Origin of the sequence: Nonomuraea sp. NPDC005650, assembly GCF_040605375.1 — a bacterium.
Lineage (GTDB): Bacteria > Actinomycetota > Actinomycetes > Streptosporangiales > Streptosporangiaceae > Nonomuraea.
In genome coordinates this window covers 38,645-53,993 of record NZ_JBEXCR010000001.1, presented here as the reverse complement: position 1 = coordinate 53,993, position 15,349 = coordinate 38,645, and the positions used below count along the sequence as shown (strand labels likewise).

Annotated in this window: 11 protein-coding genes; 5 read left to right on the top strand and 6 right to left on the bottom strand. The window is 70.7% G+C overall.

The genetic code is table 11. The features are described 5' to 3' along the window. Positions 1 to 25 precede the first annotated feature (25 nt). The 3 genes from ABZS69_RS00220 to ABZS69_RS00210 form a co-directional block, all read right to left on the bottom strand. A complete protein-coding gene (locus ABZS69_RS00220) occupies positions 26 to 2,062 on the bottom strand; it encodes an N-acetylneuraminate synthase family protein (RefSeq protein WP_355363866.1) in 2,037 nt (678 codons plus the stop codon). Between the two features lie 73 nt (positions 2,063 to 2,135). After that, positions 2,136 to 2,813, bottom strand: a complete 678-nt coding sequence (locus tag ABZS69_RS00215) for a response regulator (RefSeq protein WP_355363863.1) — start codon at positions 2,811 to 2,813, stop codon at positions 2,136 to 2,138. Beyond that, positions 2,810 to 4,303: a sensor histidine kinase gene (locus ABZS69_RS00210; protein WP_355363860.1), complete on the bottom strand. Its 1,494-nt coding sequence runs from the start codon at positions 4,301 to 4,303 to the stop codon at positions 2,810 to 2,812. The genes ABZS69_RS00215 and ABZS69_RS00210 overlap by 4 nt, the downstream gene beginning before the upstream one ends. Positions 4,304 to 4,410: 107 nt before the next feature. On the opposite strand from ABZS69_RS00210, the gene ABZS69_RS00205 reads away from it, so the two are divergent. Beyond that, positions 4,411 to 5,751 (top strand): cation:dicarboxylase symporter family transporter, encoded by a 1,341-nt coding sequence (locus tag ABZS69_RS00205; protein ID WP_355363857.1) that lies wholly within the window; start codon positions 4,411 to 4,413, stop codon positions 5,749 to 5,751. Here the strand turns inward: ABZS69_RS00205 and ABZS69_RS00200 are convergent. From ABZS69_RS00200 to ABZS69_RS00190, 3 genes are all read right to left on the bottom strand, one after another. Further along, a complete protein-coding gene (locus ABZS69_RS00200; RefSeq protein ID WP_355363854.1) occupies positions 5,748 to 6,569 on the bottom strand; it encodes an SAM-dependent methyltransferase in 822 nt (273 codons plus the stop codon). The two genes, ABZS69_RS00205 and ABZS69_RS00200, sit on opposite strands and share 4 nt — an antisense overlap. A 46-nt stretch (positions 6,570 to 6,615) precedes the next feature. Next, positions 6,616 to 7,959: a HAMP domain-containing sensor histidine kinase gene (locus ABZS69_RS00195; protein ID WP_355363851.1), complete on the bottom strand. Its 1,344-nt coding sequence runs from the start codon at positions 7,957 to 7,959 to the stop codon at positions 6,616 to 6,618. Positions 7,960 to 8,037: 78 nt separating this feature from the next. After that, a complete protein-coding gene (locus ABZS69_RS00190; protein WP_355363848.1) occupies positions 8,038 to 9,531 on the bottom strand; it encodes a glycoside hydrolase family 13 protein in 1,494 nt (497 codons plus the stop codon). 304 nt (positions 9,532 to 9,835) lie between these two features. Between ABZS69_RS00190 and ABZS69_RS00185 the strand changes: the two genes are divergently transcribed. The 4 genes from ABZS69_RS00185 to ABZS69_RS00170 are packed head-to-tail and all read left to right on the top strand — an operon-like array spanning position 9,836 to position 15,308. Continuing rightward, positions 9,836 to 11,116, top strand: coding sequence for a maltose ABC transporter substrate-binding protein (locus tag ABZS69_RS00185; protein ID WP_355363845.1), 1,281 nt, complete (start codon positions 9,836 to 9,838; stop codon positions 11,114 to 11,116). A gap of 2 nt (positions 11,117 to 11,118) precedes the next feature. Beyond that, a complete protein-coding gene (locus ABZS69_RS00180; RefSeq protein WP_355363842.1) occupies positions 11,119 to 12,687 on the top strand; it encodes an ABC transporter permease subunit in 1,569 nt (522 codons plus the stop codon). Continuing rightward, positions 12,684 to 13,523, top strand: a complete 840-nt coding sequence (locus ABZS69_RS00175) for a sugar ABC transporter permease (RefSeq protein ID WP_355363839.1) — start codon at positions 12,684 to 12,686, stop codon at positions 13,521 to 13,523. Before ABZS69_RS00180 ends, ABZS69_RS00175 begins: the two co-directional genes overlap by 4 nt. Next, the gene (locus tag ABZS69_RS00170) at positions 13,524 to 15,308 is read left to right on the top strand and encodes a glycoside hydrolase family 13 protein (RefSeq protein WP_355363836.1); all 1,785 of its coding nucleotides are present in this window, start codon (positions 13,524 to 13,526) and stop codon (positions 15,306 to 15,308) included. It abuts the gene before it with no gap. Positions 15,309 to 15,349: the final 41 nt, after the last annotated feature.

Sequence of the window (15,349 nt, the reverse complement as noted above, 5' to 3'; positions counted from 1 at the left end):
TTGTCTCTCCAGAGTGGGGACGAGGTCAGACGGTCACCCGGCGCAGGCGGGCCTTGGGAGCCTCCTCGCCGGGGAAGACGCGCTTGACGCCGTCGCCCATGGCCTGCTCGATGATGCGGATGTCGCGGACGAGGTGCTCGAGGCCGGCCGGCTCCAGCGAGGCGGCGTGGTCGGAGCCCCACATGGTGCGGTCGAGGGTGATGTGCCGCTCCACGGTGACCGCGCCGAGCGTGACCGCGGCCAGGGAGATCTGCAGGCCGCGCTCGTGGCCGGAGTAGCCGACGGGCACGCCGTAGCGCTCCTTGAGCGTGGTGATCGTGCGCAGGTTCGCCTCTTCCGGCGGCAGCGGGTACGTGGACGTCGCGTGCATCATGATCAGCTTGTCGGTGCCGAGGGTCTCGACGGCCGCGTCGATCTCCGACAGCGTGGACATGCCGGTGGACAGGATGATCGGCTTGCCGGTGGCGGCCAGGGCCCGCAGCAGCTCGTGGTCGGCGATGCTGGCCGAGGCTACCTTGTGCACCAGGACGTCCATCTCCTCCAGGAACTCCACGGAGGGCACGTCCCACGGCGAGGCGAACCAGTGCAGGCCGCGCTCGTCGCAGTATTTGGCGATCTGCCGGTACTCGTCGTAGCCGAACTCGGTCCGCTCCTTGTACTCCAGGTACGTCATCTCGCCCCACGGCGTCTGCCGGAGCTGGCTCTTCTGCTCCTCGGGCACGCAGATCGCGGGGGTGCGCTTCTGGAACTTGACCGCCTGGCAGCCGGCCTCGGCCGCCACGTCGATGAGCCGGCGGGCGATGTCGAGGTCGCCGTTGTGGTTGATGCCGATCTCGCCGATCACGTACACGGGCTCGCCGTCGCCGACCAGGAGGTCGCCGATCGCGACGGGGCCGAGCCTGGGCCGGGTGCGGACCTCGGCCGCGGGCGGCTCGGGCCGGGCGGCCACGACGCGGTCGCACAGCTCGCGCACGGCGCCGGACCCGCCGGGCCTGGTCAGCACGACCCGGGCGGCGGCGCGCACGCGCGGGTGGGCGTCGGGGGTGGCGATGGGCCAGCCGACCTCGCCCATCGGGCCCAGGTCGTTGACGTCGTTGCCGACGTAGGCGACGCGGGCGGGGTCGAGGCCCTCGATGGTCAGCCAGTCGCGCAGCACGGTCCGCTTCTCGGCCAGGCCCTGCAGCACGGGGACGCCGAGCTTGCGGGCGCGGGCGGCCACCACCGGGTTGTGCTCGGTGGACATGACCAGCACCTTCACGCCGGAGCGCTTCAGCAGCGCGACGCCCATCCCGTCGGAGCGGCTGACGAGCACCATCTCGCGGCCGTCGGAGTCGACGTAGGCGCGGTCGTCGGTGTGCACGCCGTCGAAGTCGGTGATGACGGCGTCCACGTCGATCGGCTCGGGCTCGTCGATGAACGGGGCGAGCGCGCGCACCAGCTCCAGGTCCTCCGGGTTGTCGATCTCGACGCCGTGCTTGGGCGAGACCGGCTGGACGGCGACCTCGCCGAAGAAGCGGTGGCCGTGCTCGCGCAGGCCGGAGGCGCGCATGACGTAGAAGGCGCCGTTCTCGCGGAACTGGGCGTCGCGGTCCTGCCGGCGCTGCCGGACGGCCGGGTCGTGGTTGATGCCGCCCCCGGCGGCGGTCCACAGGAACTCGTGCGTCGGCAGCCCCGACACGACCGAGTCGGCCTCCCCGTCCAGCACCTTGCGCACGGCCTCGGAAAGGTCCTCCGGGTCGATGAACGCGCTGGTGCACTGCACCAGCACGACGACCTCGGGGTCCTCGCCGAGGGCGTCGAGCGCGTGCAGCACCGCCGACTCGCTGGAGGCGGTCGCGCCGCTCAGCTCTTCGGGCCGCTCCACGACGATCGCCCCCGCCTCGCGGGCGGTCTCGGCGATCCCCGCGTGGTCGGTGCTGACCACGACCTGGTCCACCAGTTCGGCCCGCTGGGCGGCCCGAACCGCTCGGGTGACCAGCGGCACGCCGCCGACCAGGGCGAGGTTCTTCAGGGGTACGCCCGCCGAACCTCCGCGGGCGGGAACTACGGCCAGGACTCGCAAGATCTGTCTCCTCAGTGCATCGGACTGCACCCAGAAGCTAGAGGCCCGGATTGAACGGCCAGCGTCACCATCATTAACTTTCCATGGGGATCCGGTAGAGGAGTTCTGGCCGGCCGACTCCGCCGTACTGCGGGATGCGGGCCGCCACACCCAGCTCGACCAGGTATTCCAGGTACCTGCGGGCCGTCACACGAGACACTCCGATCGCGTCCGCCACGGCTTGCGCCGCCATGCCCCCGGGGTTGTCGCGCAGCTTCGCGGCGACCGTGTCGAGGGTGTCGCGCGCCATGCCTTTCGGCAGCTCCGAGCTGCCCCGGAGGGTGCCGAGGACCCGGTCCACGTCGCCCTGCCCGACGGCCAGGCCCGCCTCGTCCTTGAACCGGGCGTAACGCGTCAGCTTTTCGGCGAGTGTCCCGTAGGTGAACGGTTTGAGCAGGTACTGGGATATTCCGAGCGAGACCGCTGAACGCACCATGGCCAGGTCGCGGGCCGAGGTGACGGCGATCACGTCGCACATGAGCCCGCCCGCGCGGATCGCCCGGCACACCTCCAGCCCGTGCATGTCCGGCAGGTAGAGGTCGAGCAGGACGAGGTCCACGGGCCGGCCGCGCAGGAAGCGCAGCGCCTCGCCGCCGGTCCTGACCACCCCGGCCACCTCGAAGCCCGGCATCCGCTCGACGTAGATGCGGTTGGCCTCGGCCGTGATCTCCTCGTCCTCCACGACGAGCACGGAGATCGTCGAGTTCGTCATCGCACCCGCTCCGGGACCGGCAGCCGCACGGTGAACACCGAGCCCGCCACCTCGATGGTGCCGCCCAGCCGCCGCACCGCCTGCCCCACCAGCGCCAGGCCCAGCCCGCGCCCGTCGCCCTTGGTGGTCCAGCCCTTCTCGAACGCCTGCGGGTCGGCCAGCCCCGGGCCGTTGTCGGCGACCCTGATGAGGACCTCGCCGCGGCCCGCGCTCAGGTGCACCTCCACCCGGGAGGCCGCGTCGATGGCGTTGTCTATCAGGTTGCCGACGATCGTGACGAGCTCGCGCGGGTCGAGGCCCAGGTCGTCGAGCTCGCTGTCCTGGCTGATCACCAGCTCGGCGCCGCGTTCGGCCGCCTCGGCGCTCTTGCCCAGCAGCAGCGCGGCGAGCACGGGCTCGCGGACCGCGCCGACCACCCGGTCGGTCAGGTCCTGCGCGGCGCGCAGCTCGGCCGTGCCGAGCGCCACGGCCTGTTCGGTGCGGCCCAGCTCCACCAGCGTGATGACGGTGTGCAGCCGGTTGGCGGCCTCGTGGGCGGCCGAGCGCAGCGACTCGGCGAAGTCGCGCTCGGCGTGGAGCTGCCCGGTCAGCGCCTGCAGCTCGGTGTGGTCGCGTACGGTCACGACGGTGCCGAGCCGGCTGGCGGCGCTGTTGACCGCCAGGACGCGGTCGCCGACCAGGTGGACGCGCTCGTCGTCGGCGGCCAGCAGCTCCGACAGGCCCAGTTCGGCCACGTGCCGCCCCTCGGCGTCGGCGGGCAGGCCGAGCAGCATTCTGGCGGCGTCGTTGCACAGCGTCAGCGTGCCGTCCTTGCCCACCAGCAGCAGTCCCTCCCGTACGGCGTGCAGGACGGCGTCGTGGTGCTCGTGGATGCGCCCCAGCTCCACCGGGCCGAGGCCGTGCGTCTGGCGGCGCAGCCGCGCCGTGACCAGCCACGTGCCCGCGGCGCCCAGCGAGAGCGCCAGCGCGATGAGGAGGCCGCCCCAGGCGAGCTGGTCGCGGACCCTGGCGCTGATCTTCTCGATCGTGATGCCCGCGCTGACCAGCGCCCGCACCCGGCCGCCGGACATGACGGGGGTCACCACCCGCCTGGACTCGCCGAGCGTGCCGGTGTAGGTCTCGGTGAACGTCCTGCCCGTCAGCGCCTCCTCGATGTGGCCGAGGTAACGCTTGCCGATCTCGGCGGGGTTGGGGTGGGTGTAGCGGATGCCGTCCGGGCTCATGATGGTGATGAAGTCGACGCCCGTCTGGTGACGTACCCGCTCGGCGTACGGCTGCAGCCGCGCGGACGGGTTCGGGCCGTCGAGGGCGGCCAGCACGTCGGGCGAGGCCGCCACGCTCACCGCGACGGCTCTGGCCTTGGCGGCCGCCTCCTCGGTGAGCAGGTCGCGCGCCTGCACGAGCGCGAGCACGGCGCCGCCCGCCACCGTGACGGCGACCACGAGCAGCTGCAGGACCAGCATCTGGCCCGCCAGGCTCCAGCGCCGCATCTGACATCTCTCCTGTGAACGAAACTTACTCAATGGTGACCTATGTCACTGTGAGGGGCATACTCGGGCGTCTAGAAGGTCATTCCATCACCGCTGGAGAGCCCCCCATGCGTGATCGCACTCGCTACCTCTACCTGGCCGTCATCGGGGCGGTCCTACTCGGCATCCTGGTCGGATTCGTCTGGCCGGACGTGGGCAAGGAGCTCAAACCGCTCGGCACCGGCTTCGTGGCGCTCATCCAGATGGTGATCGGGCCGATCATCTTCTGCACGATCGTGCTGGGCATCGGCTCGGTACGCCAGGCGGCCAAGGTCGGCAAGGTCGGCGGCCTCGCGCTCGGCTACTTCATCGTCATGTCCACGGTAGCCCTGCTCATCGGCCTGGTGGTCGGCAACGTCATCGACCCGGGCTCGGGCCTGCACCTCAGCGACGCCGCCAAGCAGGCCGCGGAGGCGCAGGCGGCCAAGGGCGGCGAGTCGTCCACGGTCGACTTCCTGCTCGGCATCATCCCCAAGACGCTCGTGTCCGCGCTCACCGGCGGCTCGGTGCTGCAGGCGCTGCTGGTGGCGCTGCTGGCCGGGTTCGCGATCCAGGCCATGGGTGCCAAGGGCGAGCCGATCCTGCGCGGCATCGAGCACTTCCAGCGGCTGACGTTCCGCATCCTCGCCATGATCATGTGGGCCGCGCCCGTCGGCGCGTTCGGCGCGATCGCCGCGGTCGTGGGAGAGACCGGGCTGGAGGCGCTCAAGAGCCTGGCGATCATCATGGTCGCCTTCTACATCACCTGCCTGCTGTTCGTCGGCGTCGTGCTCGGCTCGATCCTGTGGCTGGTCGCCCGGATCAACCTGTGGTCGCTGCTGAAGTACCTGGGCCGGGAGTTCCTGCTCATCCTGTCCACCTCCTCCTCGGAGACGGCCCTGCCCAGGCTCATCGCCAAGATGGAGCACCTGGGCGTGAGCAAGACCGTCGCCGGCATCACGGTGCCGACCGGCTACTCCTTCAACCTCGACGGCACGGCGATCTACCTGACCATGGCCACGCTGTTCATCGCCGAGGCCACCGGGGCGCCGCTGCAGTTCGGCGAGCAGATCGCGCTGCTGCTGTTCATGATGATCGCCTCCAAGGGCGCCGCGGGCGTGACCGGGGCCGGGCTGGCCACGCTGGCCGGCGGGCTGCAGGCGCACCGCCCCGCGCTGGTCGACGGCGTCGGCCTCATCGTGGGCATCGACCGCTTCATGTCCGAGGCCAGGGCGCTGACGAACTTCGCCGGGAACTCCGTCGCCACCGTGCTCGTCGCCGTCTGGACCGGTGACTTCGACCGGGAGCGCGCCAATGAGGTGCTCGCCGGGAACGCGCCGTTCGACGAGGCGACGCTGCTGGACGAGGACGAGGAGGACGACCGCCCCGGGCCCGACGAGTCCGGCGACCGGGAGCTGTCGAAGGTCTAGAGTTTGCGGGCGATGCCCGCGTAGCCCAGCCGCGCCATGTCAGCGTCCAGGAAGATCGGGACGTCGCGGTCGACGTAGGGCCAGCCGAGCTCCGGCCCGATGCCGTTGGCGAGGTGGCCGGGCGGGATGAACTCCAGATCACCGAAGAAGGCCGCGATCTCCTTGCCGGGTCGCGGCCTGAACGGCATGTTGGCGCGCTGGTAGAACTGGACCACCCGGTCCGTCTGCGCCGAGTGGGAGTCGCTGCCCACGTGCGAGAGCGCCAGATAGCTGCCCGGCGACATCGCGTCGCGGTAGGCGGCGACGAAGGCGTTCGGGTCGTCCTCGTCGGGGATCAGATGCAGGATGAACATCATCAGCACGGCCACCGGCCGCTCGAAGTCCAGGAGCGCGCGCACTTCGGGGTTGGCCAGGATCTCCGCCGGCCTGCGCACGTCGCCCAGCACCATGGCCACCCGTTCCGGGTCGGCCAGCAGGGCCCTGCCGTGCGCGGCCACCACCGGGTCGTTGTCCACGTAGACCACGCGGGCATCGGGGGTGTGGCGGAGCGCGACCTCGTGCACGTTCTCCTGCGCGGGCAGGCCGGAGCCGAGGTCGAGGAACTGCGTGATGCCCTGTTCGCACAGGTAACGCACGAACCGGCCGATGAGCGCCCGGTTCTCCCTGGTGCCCTCGCGGGTCTCGGGGACCGCGCTCAGGACCAGTTCGGCCAGATCCCTGTCGGCTTGGAAATTGTCCTTGCCACCCAGGAAGTAGTCGTACATGCGCGCCGCGTTAGGGATGTGAGGGTCGACGCCCTGCGGCGCTTGTTCCGTCATGGCACCATGATCTATGACCTGAGCTCCGAAAATCTACGAAAAGCGGTCAAACGGCCGGAAGTCTCAACACAAACCTCGCTCCGCCCGCGCGATCCTCGACGGTGATCTGGCCTCCGTGGGCCACCGCGACGTCCCGCGCGATGGCCAGGCCCAGACCCGTTCCGCCGGCGTCGCGGCTGCGGGCGGCGTCCAGGCGGGTGAAGCGCTGGAAGATCCGCTCGCGATCGCCCTCGGCGATCTCCACGCCGTCGTTCTCGACCGCCAGCAACGCCGTGTGCGCGCCCTCCTTGTGGACCTCGACCTGGACCGTGTGCTCGGCGTGGCGCTGGGCGTTGTCCAGCAGGTTCGTCAGGACCCTGGCGAGCTGGAGCCGTACGCCCTCGACCTGCACCCCCTCGGCCAGCTCCACCTGCACGGGCACCTTGTCGCAGCGCACGGACAGCTCCTGGCGCACCAGCTCGGCGAGGTCGACCCGCTCCTTGACCACGTCCACCCGGGAGCCGATCCTGGCCAGCAGTAGCAGGTCGGTGATGATGGCCTCCAGGCGGTCGGTGTCGCGCAGCGCGCTGTCCACCAGCGCCTCGACGTCGGTGTCGTCGGGGTAGAGCTGGGCGCTCTCCAACTGGGCGCGCAGGCCCGCGATGGGGGTGCGCAGCTCGTGCGAGGCGTCGGAGGCGAACTGGCGCTGCTGCTGCGCCGAGCGCTCCAGCCGGGCCAGCGTGCCGTTGACGGACCTGGCGAGCTGGGCCACCTCGTCGGCGCCCGGCGGCTGCGTGACGCGCCGGCTCAGGTCTCCCGCGTGCACGGCGTCCAGTTCTGCCCGCAGGGTCGCCACCGGCCGCAGCGCGCGTCCCGTGACCAGCCACGTGGCCCACGACGCCAGCCCGATCAGCACCCCGACCTCGATGAACACCACCACTTCCAGCCCGCGGTTGGCCAGCAGGTCGGGCGTGCTGCGGCCCGCGTAGACCACGGGGGAGTCGGCGAAGAGGCTCACCCTGACGGCTGTGACGTGGACGCACTCGGTCGGCAGGCAGTTCATCATGCTGATCACCCGGTTCTCGGGTGTCGGGCGGATGTCGCTGAGCGGCGGCAGGTTCCTGGCCGCGTCGCTGCTGGCCAGGATCTGGCCGTTGGGGCCGACGACCTGGATGAGGTCCACCGGCGGGTTGGGCACCGGGATGGCGGCGCCCATGGGCAGCGCGCCGCCGCGCATCTCGTACGCGATCCGCTCGGCCGTGTCCCGGGTGTCGCGGAACACGCTGGCGGTCATCAGCGACCTGGCGGTGATCACCCCGGCGACGGCCACAGGGATCAGCACGAGGGCGGCTACCGCCGTCGCGATGAGGGTGACGCGTCCGCGCAGGGACCTGGCCCACCAGGGTGGCACCCTGTGAGGTTACCGAGCGTGATTACCGACATTTGTCGCGTTAAGGGAAAGATTCCCCCAATCCACGCCACTATCCGGTCAGCGCTGGATCCAGACCGCGGTGTCCGGCGGGACGACCCCGTCCCCGGCCAGGGGTCCGCTGGACAGCAGCACCTCGCCGCCCAGGTCGAGGCGCACCGGCTCCTCGCCCGTGTTGAGGACCACGACCAGCCCGGGGTCGCGCTCGATGGCCAGCACGTCCTTGGGGGAGTCGAGCCAGGTCAGGGTGCCGCCGCCGAGCGCCGGGTGCTCCCTGCGCAGCTTCAGCGCGGCCCGGTAGAGGTTCAGCGTGGAGGCGGGGTCGTGCTCCTGGGCCTCGGCCGACAGCGGCCCCCACGAGGCGGGGATCGGCAGCCATGGGTCGCGCCAGCCGAAGTCGCCGGAGGCCGTCCACGGGATCGGCACCCGGCAGCCGTCGCGGCTCTCGCCCGTGCGCCGAAACGCCGGGTCCTGGCGCAGCTCGTCCGGCAGGTCGAGCACCTCGGGCAGGCCCAGCTCCTCGCCGTTGTAGAGGTAGGCCGAGCCGGGCAGGGCCAGCATGAGCAGCGTGGCCGCCCGCGCGCGGGCCAGGCCGCCGTGGCGGGTGACGTGGCGGGGCTTGTCGTGGTTCGACAGCACCCACGTGGTGGGCGCGCCGACCAGCTCGGCCTCCTTGAGCGCCTTCTCGATGACCGTACGGAACGACTTGGCGTGGAAGTCGGCCATCATGAACTCGAACGAGAACGCCTGGTGCAGCTCGTCGGGCCCGACGTAACGGGCCAGCCGCTCGGGGGAGGACACCCACGCCTCGGCCACCGCCATCCGGCCGCCGGGGTAGGAGTCGAGGATCGGCCGCCACTCGCGGTAGATCTCGTGCACGCCGTCCTGGTCGAAGTAGGGCAGCTGCTCGTCGCCGAGCATCTCGGCCTGGCGGCCCTCCTTCGGCCCCACGTCGGGCAGCCCGTCGGCCTTGATCATGCCGTGCGCCACGTCCACGCGGAAGCCGTCCACGCCCCGGTCGAGCCAGAAGCGCAGGATGTCGCGGAACTCGGCGCGCACGTCCGGGTTCTCCCAGTTGAGGTCCGGCTGCTCGGGGGCGAACAGGTGCAGGTACCACTGCCCGTCCGCCACCTGCGTCCAGGCGGGGCCGCCGAAGATCGACTCCCAGTCGTTGGGCCGGTCGCGGAAGATGTAGCGGTCGCGCAGCCCGGCCTGGAACCACGGGTGCCGGTCGGAGGAGTGGTTCGGCACCAGGTCCACGATGACCCTGATGCCCTTGTCGTGGGCGTCCGCGACGAGGGCGTCGAAGTCGGCGAGCGTGCCGAACATGGGGTCCACGTCCCGGTAGTCGGCCACGTCGTAGCCGCCGTCGGCCATGGGGGAGGTGTAGAAGGGGCTCAGCCAGATGGCGTCCACGCCCAGGTCGGCGAGGTAGCCGAGGCGGTCGCGCACGCCCGCGAGGTCGCCCGTGCCGTCGCCGTCGGCGTCGGCGAAGCTGCGAGGGTAGACCTGGTACACGACGGCGTCACGCCACCAGTCGTCGTTGCCGAGCATGGCTGTCCCTTTGCGTGAGATGTCGGTGATGTCCTGGTGAAGGATGTCGCGACGGTTAGGTGAGGGTCAAGCGCAACTTGCGGAAAGTTGCAGAAGTCACCTTGACCCGCCCGTACTTCCTCCGGGATCGGGTGTCAGAAGGGGCTGGGAGTCGCTTTCGCCCTGTTCGGTGAGGATCACGTAACGCTCTTTCGCAAGTTCTTCCAATTCTTGCAAAGAGCCGCTAACGTCCCGGAAACGTTAGAGCTTTCTTCCGGCGGTGCTTGCGCGGCGCCGCCGTTCCTCCGTGACCTCAGGAGGTCTCATGCGCATGCGGGCTCTGGGTGTGGCCGCTCTCGCGTCCCTCGCGTTCGCCGCCACGGCCTGCGGCGATTCCCAGCCGGCTGCCCCGTCGGCCACTTCGGCGGCACCCGGTGCGTCCGCCTCCGCCCCGGCGGCCAAGAGCGGCGGCACGCTCGTGATCTGGGCCGACCCCAGCCGCGTCAAGCCGCTCAAGCCGTTCGCCGACCAGTTCGGCACCGAGAACGGCGTGACCGTCGAGGTGAAGGAGATCAGCAAGGACAACCAGACGACCTTCCTCACCGCCTCCCAGCAGGGCAGCGGCCCCGACATCATGATCGGCGCGCACGACTGGATCGGCAACCTCGTGCAGAACGGCGCCATCGACCCGGTCACGCTGACCGACGAGCAGAAGGCCGCCTTCTCGGCCAAGGCGATGCAGGCCGTGACGTTCAACGGGCAGGTCTACGGCGCCCCGTACGCGGTGGAGAACATCGCCCTGATCCGCAACACCAAGCTCGCCCCCGACGCGCCCGCCTCGATCGAGGACATGATCGCCAAGGGCAAGGAGCTCAAGGCGGCCGGCAAGGTCAAGGAGGTGCTCTGCCTGCCCGTCGGCCAGAAGGGCGACGCCTTCCACGTCTACCCGATCTTCGCCTCGGCGGGCGGCGCGCTGTTCGGCGCCACCTCCACCGGCGACCCCGACCCCAAGCAGGTGCTGGTCGGCTCGGCCGACTCGGTCAAGGCGTTCGGCAAGCTGAAGGACCTGGGCGAGAAGGGCGACGGCGCGCTGCGCACGTCGATCACGAACGAGAACTACATCGTGAACTTCGCCGGCGGCAAGTGCGCCTACCTGATCTCCGGCCCGTGGGCGATGAGCGAGGTCAAGAAGGGCGGCATCTCGTACGACATCACGGCCGTCCCGGCGTTCAAGGGCGGCAAGCCGGCCACCCCGTTCGTCGGCGTGCAGACGTTCTTCGTGGCCTCCAAGGGCAAGAACAAGGCGCTGGCCCAGGAGTTCGTCGCCAACTACGTGACCAACAAGGACGTCGCGAAGGCGCTGTACGAGGCCGACCCGCGGCCCCCGGCGCTGACCGCCGCCCTCCAGGAGGTCCAGGCGAGCGACCCTGACGCGGTCAAGTTCATGGACGCGGGCAAGGACGGCCTGCCGATGCCGGCCATCCCCGAGATGGCGGCGATCTGGGAGCCGTTCGGCATCGCCGAGAACGCCGTCGTCAAGGGCGGCGACGCGGCCAAGGCCGCCGCGGCCGCGCAGAAGGCCATCGACGGCTCGCTCAAGCACTGATCATGGCGCTCGACGTGCGCGAAGCCGTGGAGAGCAAGCCGGCTCCACGGCCCCGCCGGGAGATCACCACGGCGTTCGTGGTGAGCAGGATCGCGGTCCTGGCCGTGGCCGCCGCGATCCTGCTCTACGCCGTGCCGCCGCTGGTCGCCGCCGAGTCGTGGGGCTCGCTCGCGCTGCTGTGCGCCGTCAGCGCGGCCATCGCCTGGCTCTACCTGACCCGCCGCTTCGTCCCGGCCAAGTATCTGGTGCCCGGCACCGTCTTCTTGATCGCGTTCCAGGTGTTCCCCGTGGTCTACACGGTCACCACCGCGTTCACGAACTTTGGCGACGGGCACCGCGGCGACAAGGCCGCCGCGGTCACGGCCATCGAGACCGGCTCGGTGCGGCAGACCCCCGGCTCGCCCGAGTACGCCCTGACGGCCGCGCTGCGCGGTGACGAGCTGGTGTTCCTGCTGGTCGACCCGAAGACCAAGCAGGCGCGGCTGGGCGACGCGAAGGGGCTGTCGCCGCTGGCGGACGCCCAGGTCGGGGTCACCGGCAAGGTGCTGGCGGCCCCCGGGCTGACCGTGCTCAAGGCGCCCGAGGCCGCCGCCCGCGGGCGGGAGATCTCCGCGCTGGCCGTGCCGACCGGCGACGGCGCGATCAAGGCGAACGGGCTCAGCCGGGCGGTCGAGGGCAAGGCGGCGCTCGTGTACGACGCCGGCTGCGACTGCGTGCGCGGCAACGGCGACACCTGGACGGCCGACGAGGGCCAGGGCTACTTCGTCAACGCCAAGGGCGAGCACCTGGCACAGGGCTGGCAGGTCGGCGTCGGGTTCGACAACTTCGCTCGCGTCCTGACAAATCCGACTATTTCGGGCTATTTCGCGGGGGTGTTCGGCTGGAACCTGGTCTTCGCCCTGGCCTCCGTGCTCGGCACGTTCGCGCTCGGCATGTCGGTGGCGCTGGCGCTGCACCACCCGCGGATGCGCGGCACTCGGTTCTACCGGATCGCGCTGATCCTGCCGTACGCGATGCCCGCCTTCGCCATGCTGCTGGTGTGGCGTGACATGTTCAACCGCGACTTCGGCCTGATCAACCAGCTTCTCGGCGCCAACGTCGACTGGCTGGGCCAGACCGCGACCGCCCGGTTCGGGGTGATCCTGGTCAACCTCTGGCTCGGCTTCCCGTACATGTTCCTCGTCACCACCGGCGCGCTGCAGGCCATCCCGCGCGAGCTGACCGAGGCCGCGGCCATCGACGGGGCCACGCCGTGGAAGGCGTTCCGGCGGGTGACGCTGCCGCTGCTGCTGGTCGCGCTCACGCCGCTGCTGATCTCGTCGTTCGCCTACAACTTCAACAACTTCAACGCGATCGGGCTCACCACCGAGGGCGGCCCGTTCCCGGCCGACAATCCGCAGGTGGGCGGCACCGACCTGCTGATCACCTACACCTTCAGGCTGGCGTTCGGGGCGGGCGGCGCGCAGTTCGGCTTCGCGGCGGCGGTCTCGGTGTTCATCTTCACGATCGTGGCCGTCATCTCGGCCGTGGCGTTCCGGCGTACCCGCAAGCAGGAGGAGGTCTACGCGTGAAGCTCGCCCTCAGGCATGTCTTCGTGCTGGTCGTGTGCGCGTTCGCGCTCTTCCCGATCCTGTTCGTGGTCTCGGCCGCGATCAACCCCATGGGCACGCTGGCCTCCACGGACCTGCTGCCGACCGGGGCCAGCCTGAGCAACTTCGCCAACCTGCTGAGCTCCGACAGCTACCCGTTCGGCCGGTGGTTCTTCAACTCGGTGTTCATCGCGCTGGTGGCGTCGTTCGCGAGCCTGCTGCTGTCGATGCTCGCCGCGTACGCCTTCAGCCGCATGCGCTTCGCGGGCCGCCGGGTCGGGCTGCTGGCGCTGCTGCTGATCCAGATGTTCCCGCAGTTCCTGGCCATCGTGACGATCTTCATGATCTTCACGAGGGTGACCGAGCTGTATCCGGCCTTCGGGTTCAACACCGTGTGGGGGCTGATGTTGCTCTACCTCGGCGGCGCGCTCGGCGTGAACACCTGGCTGATGAAGGGCTTCCTCGACACCGTGCCGAAGGAGCTGGACGAGGCCGCCACCGTGGACGGGGCCACGCACGCGCAGATCTTCTGGCGGGTCATCATGCCGCTGGTCACGCCGATCCTCGCGGTCACGGCGCTGCTGGCGTTCATCGGCACGATGAGCGAGTTCCTCATGGCCAACGTGTTCCTGCGCGACCCCGAGAGCAAGACCCTCGCCGTGGGCATGTACGGCATGATCGCCGGCGACCACCGCAACGCGAACTTCGGCATGTTCGCCGCGGCCACGCTGCTTACCGCGATTCCCACGGTGAGTGTGTTCCTCTGGTTGCAGAAGTACATCGTCTCCGGGCTCACCGCCGGGGCTGTCAAGGGATAGGTGGATTTGCGCTTCATCGGGGAGCCGCATCACGACGGCTCAGCTCTGTACGTCTCCAAGCAGGAGCCCGCTCTCGGCTCGCGGGTGGCGCTGTGGCTGCGGGCGCCGCTGGCCGCCGGGATCACCGGCGTGCACGTGCGTACCGTGCACGACGGCGAGCCGCGCTTCGCCGAGGCGGCGCCGGACCCGTCGCGCCGGGACGCCGGCGGCTACGGCGGCACGGACGTCTGGTGGCGGGCCGAGATCACCGCGGTCAACCCCGTCACCCCGTACCGCTTCCTGCTGGCCACGCGGGGCGGGCAGGCGTGGCTGACCGCGGCCGGGCTCGTCACCCACGACGTGACCGACGCGGGCGACTTCCGCCTCGTGTGCCACCGGCCGCCGCCCCCCTGGATGTCGGACGCGATCGTCTACCAGATCTTCCCCGACCGCTTCGACCGCTCCCGGCCCATGCGCGACCTGCCCGACTGGGCGCTGCCGCGTGACTGGGACGTCGATCCGGTCATCCCCAGCGGCCCCGGCACCGCGGACCAGTTCTACGGCGGCGACCTCGACGGCGTGATCCAGCGGCTCGACCACGTCCAGAGCCTCGGCGTCGACACCGTCTACCTGACGCCGATCTTCCCCGCCCGCTCCAACCACCGCTACAACGCCTCCACGTTCGAGCACGTCGACCCGCTGCTCGGCGGCGACGAGGCGCTGCACCGGCTGTCGGGCGCGCTGCACGCCCGGGGCATGCGGCTGCTGGGCGACATCACCACCAACCACTGCGGCGACACCCACGAATGGTTCACCGCGGCAGTCTCCGACGTGAACGCGGCCGAGCGCGAGATGTTCTACTTCGACCGCGACACCGGCGACTACGAGTCCTGGTGGGGCATCAAGACGCTGCCCAAGCTCAACTGGGGCAGCGAGCTCGTCCGCGCCCGCATGCGGGCCGTGCTGAAGAGGTGGCTCGGGCCGCTGGACGGCTGGCGCGTGGACGTGGCCAACATGACCGGCAGGCGCGGCTCCGACGACCACAACCACGAGGCCGCCGCCCTGCTGCGGGCCGCGGTGGGCCCCGGGGCCGCGTTCATCGCCGAGCACAACCACGACGCCTCGCCCGACCTCGACCGCGACGGCTGGCACGGCACCATGAACTACGGCGGCTTCACCCGCCCCGTCTGGACCTGGCTGCGCGGGCCCGAGCTGGACCTGGACCACTTCCTCGGCGTGCCGGGCGGCGTGCCGTCGCGCGACGGGGTCGCCGCGCTGGCCACGTTCCGGTCGTTCGCGTCCCACATGTCGTGGCGCTCGCTCGTCCACTCCTGGCAGCTGCTCGACTCGCACGACTCGCCCCGCATCCGCACCGTCACCGGCTCGCGCGCGCGCCACCTGCTCGCGCTCGGCCTGCAGGCCACGCTGCCGGGCACGCCGATGGTGTTCGCGGGCAGCGAGTTCGGCCTGACCGGGGTGAACGGCGAGCACTCGCGCACCCCGATGCCCTGGAACCGGCCCGCGGACCAGGACCTCGCGACGCTGACGGCCTACCGGGAGCTGCTCGGGCTGCGGCGAGCCGAGCCCGCGCTGCGCCACGGCGGCCTGCGCTGGCTGCACGCCGACGCCGACTGCCTGGTCTTCGCGCGGGAGACGTACGAGGAGTCGATCCTGGTGTGCGTGCGGCGGGCGCCGGGCGCGCCGCTCCGCCTCGGCGTCCACGCCCAGGGCCTCTATGACGCAGAGGACGGGGACGTGCTGCCGGGTGACGGACCTTCGGTGCGTCTCTGGCGTCTCACGCGTTGATCACGCTACCTTTGGCATCCCCCCTTCCGCTCCAACTCGAT